We start from the raw sequence: 7,724 nt of genomic DNA, 5'->3' as shown, positions 1-7,724 counted from the left end.
GTAGTAAATCTGTTAGATCTTCTTCATTTCTTCTATTATCATCATTGTTTACACCGATTATATCTAAAGTGATATTATCAATTCCAAAGATGATATAACAATCTTCATGATGTGATGTATTGACAAAATTTAAGATATCACGCACCAATTCAGTTTTAGAATGATGCCATTTTTGTTTAAAATCATGAAACTCATCTTCAGGAGTATTCAATAGTAAATGTATTTGATCTAGACTCAGCATTTTTATTTCTCCAAATATTAGTTTACAGAAATTTTATCATAGAATCAGAGAAAGTCAATCATAACTATATTAGCTGTGATATCTTTTCCAAATCTTCCCTGTTATCCTAATATCATTCATAGAAAATCAATTTTTGATTTTCTATGGGGGTTTGGGGGCGAAGCCACCAAGTTATCTTATCGTTGGCTGTCAAAACAGAAAGGTTTTGGTCGGCTGGCGATATGATTTTTTGGGTATTGTGACCACAATGCCTGAGCTCGCAAAGACCGAACAAGAAGAGAGTGAGGTCTTTAGGAAGCGTACTGACAATGTGAGGCAGCCTGACACTGTCAGACAAGTATAATGTTGAAAGGATAGTAGGATGGGACAAGAAATTAAGTTAATCCGTAAGCAATTTAGGATCACGAGACAAGAAGAAAAACAGATAAAAGAAATGATGAGGGAACAAAAACTGGATAGTTTCTCAGAATTTCTTCGTCAAAATTTGTTGAAAAAGAATTATCAGGATAGAATTTTTGAAAGTTGGTTTTCCCTTTGGCAATCTCAAAAGTTTGAACAAATTAGTCGAGATGTGCATGAAGTTCTAGTTGTCGCAAGAGAAAATCACCAAGTGACTCAAGAACACGTTTCAATCTTACTGACATGCGTTCAAGAATTGATTGCGGAAGTCAATCAAGTACAGCCGCTCAGTCGTGGATTTCGTGAAAAATACATGAGATAGGAGGCTACTATGGTTTATCGTTATCGTACCAATCTCAAAAAAATATTTCTAACAGATTCAGAGTTACATCAATTGAATGAGCGAATCGACAAGAGTCACTGTCAAAATTTTTCAGTCTATGCCAGAAAAGTGTTGTTGAATCCCAATATGTCATTTGTCACCATTAACACGGATACCTATGACCAGTTAGTATTTGAATTGAGACGGATTGGAAATAACATTAATCAAATTGCGCGTGCAATCAATCAAAGCCATTTGATTTCTCAGGAACAGTTACAAGAATTGAGTAAGGGAGTTAGTGAGTTAATTACTGGCGTAGAGAAAGAATTTCAAGTGGAAGTGAAAAGATTGAAGGAGCTCTATGGTAGTCACTAAACACTTTGCGACACACGGAAAAAAATATCGTAGGCGTTTAATTAAGTATATTCTCAATCCTGATAAAACGGACAATTTGAAATTGGTATCTGATTTTGGCATGAGCAATTATTTAGACTTCCCTAGCTATGAAGAAATGGTAGAAATGTACAATGTCAACTTTACCAATAACGACAAGTTGTACGAATCCAGAAATGACCGACAAGAAAAACATCAACAAAATATCCATGCCCATCACCTCATTCAATCATTTTCTCCTGAAGATAATCTGACACCTGAAGAAATTAACCGCGTTGGTTATGAGACCATGATGGAATTAACAGGGGGCCGTTTTCGTTTCATCGTGGCAACTCATACAGACAATGATCATGTTCATAATCACATCCTAATCAACGCCATTGACCGTAATTCAGATAAAAAGTTGATATGGAATTATGCCTTGGAACGAAACCTTCGTATGATTTCAGATCGTATTTCTAAAGTGGCTGGAGCGAAAATTATTGAAAAACGTTTCTCCTACCGTGACTATCAAAAATATAGGCAGTCTAGTCATAAATTTGAATTGAAGCAACGCCTTTATTTTTTGATGCAGCACTCAAAGTCCTTTGATGATTTTTTAGAAAAAGCGGTGCAGTTACATGTTCATATTGATTTTAGTCAGAAGCATAGTCGATTCATGATGACGGATAGAGCAATGACAAAACCAATTCGAGGACGCCAACTCAGCAAACGAGATTTATATGATGAAGAATTTTTTCGTACACATTTTGCCAAGCAAGAGATTGAAAGTCGTTTAGAATTTTTGTTGAACCGTGTCAATTCTTTAGAAGAGTTACTAACAAAAGCAAAAGAATTGAATCTAACCATTGACTTAAAACAAAAAAATGTAATCTTTATACTTGAAGAAAATGGAAAGCAATTCAGTCTGAGTCATAAAAAAATAAGTGATAAGAAATTATATGATGTCAATTTTTTTCAAGATTATTTTAAAAATAAGGAAGTCGGTGATTCAGAAGGCTTAGAGAATTTACAGGAGCAGTACCATGCTTTTCAAGAAGAACGTGATAAGGAGAAGGTAGCCACTGAAGAAATTGAGGAAGCCTTTGAGGAATTTAAGAAGAAGCGAGATGCCGTTCACGAATTTGAAGTGGAACTTGCAGGACACCAAATAGAGAAGTTAGTTGATGAGGGCGTTTATATCAAGGTGTCTTTTGGTGTAAAGCAGAGCGGTTTTATTTTCATTCCTAACTATCAATTAGATATTCTTGAAGAAGAGAATCAGACAAAATATAAAGTCTATATCCGTGAGACAACCTCATACTTTATCTATAACAAAGAACATTCGGATAAGAATCAGTATATAAAAGGACGAACCTTGATTAGACAGCTAACCAACGATAGTCGAGCAATACCATACAGACGACCGACTGTTGAAAGACTTCAAGAAAAGATTTCTGAGATTAACCTCTTGATTGAGTTAACAGAGACAGACAAAAAATACCAGGTCATCAAAGACGAACTGGTCGCAGAAATAGCAGAGATAGACATCAAACTGACTCAAATAAATGAAAAAATCGCCACCTTAAACAAGATGGCGGAAGTGTTTATTAATCATAAAAGTATAGATAAGAGTAGTAGGAAGTTAGTAAGATATGAATTATCAAAACTAAATATTCCCGAGAATGTAACTTTAAAGAATATAGAATATGAGGTTGCAAAATTAAATAAACAACTAATTCAGCAAATTGATCTATATGAAAAATCAGTTAGAAAACTGGAAATTTATTTAAAACAATTTGATATAAATAAACATCGAATTTCTAGAGATAAAATTGAAATTGAATTTTAAAGGATTTGAGTACATATTACGACTAATAGAAAAACTTGATATATAAGGGATTTATTGATGCAAAGATACTAATTACTGATACAGTTATTAAAACGACTAAAGTAATTGGAGTGAAATCGGGTGAAGTTGTGTTAGAAACGAAAGAAGAAGTAGAAGAAATACCTCAACCATTTGACACAATACCGTTATTTTTTTAGATGAGATTAATTCTTTGTTTTCCAAAGACACATCATGTTGAGGCGGTAAGTTTGCTAGTCAAGGAGTAAAACGACGAAGATTAGCATTTACTTCCGCCCATGCGATAGCTGTCCGTGATTGACAAGTGCTAGCACGCAGACAGAACGGAGATAGCGAACCGCTGAGTGTGTCGCTCTGCTCGTAAAAGCTTAGAAACCTTTGAACGAAAGGGATAATGAAAGCCTTGATTGCAAGGCTTTTTGCTTTATGGTGGGTAAGTATCAGAGTGAGAAAATTTTTGGAATGAGTAGAAGTGATAGCTAGAAATTATCAGTTTCTATTTCCATTTACCCTGTGGGTACGTGTTTGTTTCCATTGACAAGGAGTTTGTGGGAATAGAAATGTACCCACCTTGTTTGAATCAAGTGAAGTGTAGTTGAAGGAAATCTGTTGAAAGCAATACTTCATTTTACCGAATAAGTAATAATTTAGGCAACTTCAAATCGATTAAAAAAAACTATTTTAAAGGTTAAGAGTAGACAAAAATTGTCCACTCTTTTTTGCAAACTCAATTTATCAATAAATGAAATGAGGGAATGTAAAATGAAATATTTTGAGGTTGAGTTAGAAAATCCTGATGAATTTTTAAAACTACAAACAGAAGATTTTGTGAAAGCTAATCGCTTGCTACTAAGGAAGATAATCCAGAGCGTTACAGTCTATGAAGAAAACTTCGTCATATCCTTTAAATCTGGCATCGAATTGGAAGTATGAGTCTCATTCCATAACTTTTATATTGAACATATCATCTTGTTGTGTTATACTATAAATTGATATAAACAAAGATGTAGGAGGAACCGAAACTATGACAGCCTCAATGCGTTTAAGATAAGCTGGCAATAAAAAAAGCAGAATCTATACCCGATGATAGGCTTTTTTGTTGTGCTTATTTATACGATATTGAGCATTCATTAGTTACGGTGAGGATATTGGTTATTTAACTATACCTTTATTTAACTATGTCTTTAATATGAATGTTTCCAAATTGTATGTATGCAGACCAAAAGCCACATTGTGGGGTTTGGCCTGCATTTTTTATTGCCTAGAATGCTATTCAAAATAGAAATTCAAGCAAAATAATATGCAGGAGATAATATAAATGGAAAAATACAACAATTGGAAACGAAAATTTTATGCAATATGGGCAGGGCAAGCAGTATCATTAATCACTAGTGCCATCCTGCAAATGGCGATTATTTTTTACCTTACAGAAAAAACAGGATCTGCGATGGTCTTGTCTATGGCTTCATTAGTAGGTTTTTTACCCTATGCGATTTTGGGACCTGCCATTGGTGTGCTAGTGGATCGTCATGATAGGAAGAAGATAATGATTGGTGCCGATTTAATTATCGCAGCAGCTGATGTCCTTGGGGCTTTAAATGGTTTTGTTCAGGAAAACTTGAGTGGCTTCAACGTCTTAAAACTTTATGTACGGGAAGAATCATCGCAAGAAGATTTCCGTGACATTACCCGTCGTCTGCAGCAAGTTGGATTTAAAGCGAATTTTATTTCTGGACTGATGATGCCTATTCTGAATGCAATCTCTGATTTGACCTATCTTTTGGTCGCAGTTATCGGAGCCATTCAAGTTCTTGCAGGTCGTTTGACAGTTGGGAACATGCAGGCTTTTGTCCAGTATGTCTGGCAGATCAATCAGCCTATTCAAAACTTGAGCCAGTTAGCTGGAACCTTGCAAAGTGCCAAATCTTCACTGGACCGGGTCTTCGAAGTACTTGATGAACCAGATGAAGTACTTGGTAAAAATGAAGCTCTGGACAAGGAATTGACTGGACAGGTTAGCTTTAATCATGTGGACTTCCAATATGTGGAAGATAAACCATTGATCCGTGATTTTAACCTAGAGGTCAAGCCTGGTGAGATGGTGGCCATTGTCGGACCGACATGGGCTGGGAAAACCACGCTCATCAATCTTCTTATGCGTTTCTACGATGTGACCAAGGGGGCTATTACGGTAGATGGACATGATATCCGTGACCTATCTCGTCAAGATTATCGCAAGCAGTTTGGGATGGTTCTTCAGGATGCTTGGCTTTATGAAGGGACCATTAAAGAAAATCTGCGCTTTGGAAACTTGGATGCAACAGACGAAGAGATTGTCGCTGCTGCCAAGGCTGCCAATGTAGACCACTTTATCCGGACGCTTCCGGGGGGCTACAATATGGAGATGAACCAAGAGTCTAGTAATATCTCTTTGGGACAGAAGCAGTTGTTGACCATTGCGCGCGCCCTGCTAGCTGATCCTAAAATTTTGATTTTGGATGAGGCGACATCTTCAGTGGATACCCGTCTGGAACTCTTGATTCAAAAAGCTATGAAGAACTTGATGAAGGGACGGACTAGCTTTGTCATTGCTCACCGCTTGTCTACAATCCAAGAAGCGGATAAGATTTTAGTCCTTAAAGAGGGGCAAATCATCGAACAAGGGAATCATGAGTCTCTCTTGGCTGCAAAAGGATTCTATTACGACTTGTACATGAGCCAATTTTCCAAGAAAGTAGAAGCTCAATAAAAACGTCAAAAAAGAGCAGTCGCTCTTTTTTGTTAGGCAAAACACTTCATTTTGTTAGAAGTCGGATTTCTTGAAGGTGGTTGTTTTATTTGCTATAATCGTAGCAGAAATGGAGGCTTTATGCGCTTAACCAGCCAATTAATCACTGAAACGTTCCCAGATTTGGATAAGGTCGAAAGGCTTAACATTGAAGCTTTTCCAGAAGAGGAACGGATTCCTTTATCGGAGTTTTTACGCTATACGGATAATGACGACGCTCACTTTTTCGCTTTTTACAATGAGGATGAATTTGTCGGATTTGCCTTTGCTATTTCAAATGCTAAGGCCTTTTACGTCAGTTTCTTTGCCATTATGCCTCACTTGCGGAGTCACGGCTATGGTCAAGAAATTATTGAAAAATTAGTGGAATTTTACCAACGGACCATGTTGTTAGAAGTTGAGCGATTGGATGAAGAATGTGATAATCTAGAACAACGACGGGCTCGGATGGACTTCTATTTGCGGAACGGCTTCAAAACAGCCAATGCCTTTTTAGAATACGATGATCTGAGTTTTGAGATTCTTTATCGAGGCGATCAATTTGATGAAGAGGCTTATCGGGACATCTTCCATAAGCTGCAAGCAGAGAATTACTTTGATTTCCGTATTGAATACAGACGCTTTAGTGATCATTAGACAAGAAAACCATGGGTTATCCCATGGTTTTTAGTTTAGATGCTGAATAATGAACTCAATCAGTCTCATGATTTGTGAAAAGAACCAAGGCAGAAATAGAAAAGCTAAGAAAGCAGCATGCCATTTCCAATAGATAGAAACTAGCCCAACCGTTTCTCGGATCCAAGCTGATGGGAGATAATAAAAAGCTGTTTTTGAACCGACACTGCGTCCAGGGATTTTTAATCGTCTCATAAAGACACCAGCCCGAAGAGCGTGAAAGGAATTGGTCACCACAAGGACACTCTTTCCTAGTCCATGATCTTCAAGAATAGCCTTACTAAATGTCAGATTCTCAAAAGTCGTTCGAGAACGATCCTCAATCAAAATGTCTTCCTGTGGTACACCCTGTTCCATCAGGTAGCTTGCCATAGCTTCCGCCTCTGAGGTTAACTCATCAGCACCTTGTCCACCAGAAACAATCAGTTTTGGTCGCCCCTCGAATTGCTCATAGATAGTCTTTGCTTTAGTTAGACGCTGGGCTAGAAGTGGTGGGACTTTATCCCCAATCAAACCGGAGCCAAGGACGATGATAACATCCGGTTCCTTACTGATAGGGAAGTAATTACAAAAGGTCCCATAAAAGACATAAGAGAGATAAAGAAAGGTCGAGTAAAAGAGCGCGAAGTCTGTTGGGTAAATCAAGATATCTTTTCCAGGGAAATCAGGAAGGAAATGTAGCGCCAAGGCGCCGATAATAAAGATCCCATATAGGAGTGAGAGGAGGTTAGCCAACCTTTTGCCTTCAAAAGATATCATTTGACGGCCGTTAAAAAGAAGAAAAATAGTTGAGAAAATAATGCTGAGTAAAACAAGGATAGCAAGTACTGAAAAAACAATGATACCAATCTGCTGGTTAAACCAGATCCTTGTTCGTACGACCAGTAAAAGTGCTGAAATCAGGAGAAAAATGCCGAAACTTATTGAAAAAAGATAAGCATTGATCAGTCGTCTGCGGTCGTTCAAAAAGAAAAATAAAAAAATGGTAGCTGGAACCAACCAGAATATATAAAAAAACATGATGACACCTAAATGTAGTAGTAGTTCAATTGTAACA

Annotated in this window: 8 protein-coding genes; 6 read left to right on the top strand and 2 right to left on the bottom strand. The window is 37.1% G+C overall.

Annotated elements, in window-relative coordinates:
- A partial coding sequence (locus L0M85_RS02600) for an ATP-binding protein (RefSeq protein ID WP_238656416.1) occupies positions 1-241 on the bottom strand: 241 nt, incomplete at its 3' end.
- A gap of 361 nt (positions 242-602) precedes the next feature.
- On the opposite strand from L0M85_RS02600, the gene L0M85_RS02595 reads away from it, so the two are divergent.
- The 6 genes from L0M85_RS02595 (at position 603) to L0M85_RS02570 (ending at position 6,628) form a co-directional block, all read left to right on the top strand.
- Positions 603-962 (top strand): SAG1252 family conjugative relaxosome accessory protein, encoded by a 360-nt coding sequence (locus L0M85_RS02595; protein ID WP_000529539.1) that lies wholly within the window; start codon positions 603-605, stop codon positions 960-962.
- 9 nt (positions 963-971) lie between these two features.
- Positions 972-1,337, top strand: a complete 366-nt coding sequence (locus L0M85_RS02590) for a plasmid mobilization relaxosome protein MobC (RefSeq protein WP_238656415.1) — start codon at positions 972-974, stop codon at positions 1,335-1,337.
- Positions 1,324-3,186 (top strand): SAG1250 family conjugative relaxase, encoded by a 1,863-nt coding sequence (locus L0M85_RS02585; protein WP_238656414.1) that lies wholly within the window; start codon positions 1,324-1,326, stop codon positions 3,184-3,186. Before L0M85_RS02590 ends, L0M85_RS02585 begins: the two co-directional genes overlap by 14 nt.
- A gap of 780 nt (positions 3,187-3,966) precedes the next feature.
- Positions 3,967-4,137, top strand: coding sequence for a hypothetical protein (locus L0M85_RS02580; RefSeq protein WP_000873143.1), 171 nt, complete (start codon positions 3,967-3,969; stop codon positions 4,135-4,137).
- Between the two features lie 385 nt (positions 4,138-4,522).
- Entirely contained in the window at positions 4,523-5,953 is a 1,431-nt protein-coding gene (locus L0M85_RS02575) for an ABC transporter ATP-binding protein (RefSeq protein WP_238656413.1), read from the top strand.
- Between the two features lie 120 nt (positions 5,954-6,073).
- A complete protein-coding gene (locus L0M85_RS02570) occupies positions 6,074-6,628 on the top strand; it encodes a GNAT family N-acetyltransferase (RefSeq protein ID WP_238656412.1) in 555 nt (184 codons plus the stop codon).
- Positions 6,629-6,658: 30 nt separating this feature from the next.
- On the opposite strand, the gene L0M85_RS02565 is transcribed toward L0M85_RS02570, so the two are convergent.
- Positions 6,659-7,687, bottom strand: coding sequence for a YdcF family protein (locus L0M85_RS02565; RefSeq protein WP_238656411.1), 1,029 nt, complete (start codon positions 7,685-7,687; stop codon positions 6,659-6,661).
- Between the last annotated feature and the right edge of the window lie 37 nt (positions 7,688-7,724).

Source organism: Streptococcus sp. DFI.7.26 (assembly GCF_022240605.1).
Lineage (GTDB): Bacteria > Bacillota > Bacilli > Lactobacillales > Streptococcaceae > Streptococcus > Streptococcus xiaochunlingii.
The sequence above is the reverse complement of the archived record's forward strand: the minus strand, read 5'-3'. Positions and strand labels throughout refer to the sequence as shown.

Bases quoted from the DNA above. Each gene is read 5' to 3' on its own strand.
- L0M85_RS02575 (WP_238656413.1), top strand. From the start codon at position 4,523: ATGGAAAAATACAACAATTGGAAACGAAAATTTTATGCAATATGGGCA.
- L0M85_RS02580 (WP_000873143.1), top strand. From the start codon at position 3,967: ATGAAATATTTTGAGGTTGAGTTAGAAAATCCTGATGAATTTTTAAAA.
- L0M85_RS02565 (WP_238656411.1), bottom strand. From the start codon at position 7,687: ATGTTTTTTTATATATTCTGGTTGGTTCCAGCTACCATTTTTTTATTT.
- L0M85_RS02585 (WP_238656414.1), top strand. From the start codon at position 1,324: ATGGTAGTCACTAAACACTTTGCGACACACGGAAAAAAATATCGTAGG.
- L0M85_RS02595 (WP_000529539.1), top strand. From the start codon at position 603: ATGGGACAAGAAATTAAGTTAATCCGTAAGCAATTTAGGATCACGAGA.
- L0M85_RS02590 (WP_238656415.1), top strand. From the start codon at position 972: ATGGTTTATCGTTATCGTACCAATCTCAAAAAAATATTTCTAACAGAT.
- L0M85_RS02570 (WP_238656412.1), top strand. From the start codon at position 6,074: ATGCGCTTAACCAGCCAATTAATCACTGAAACGTTCCCAGATTTGGAT.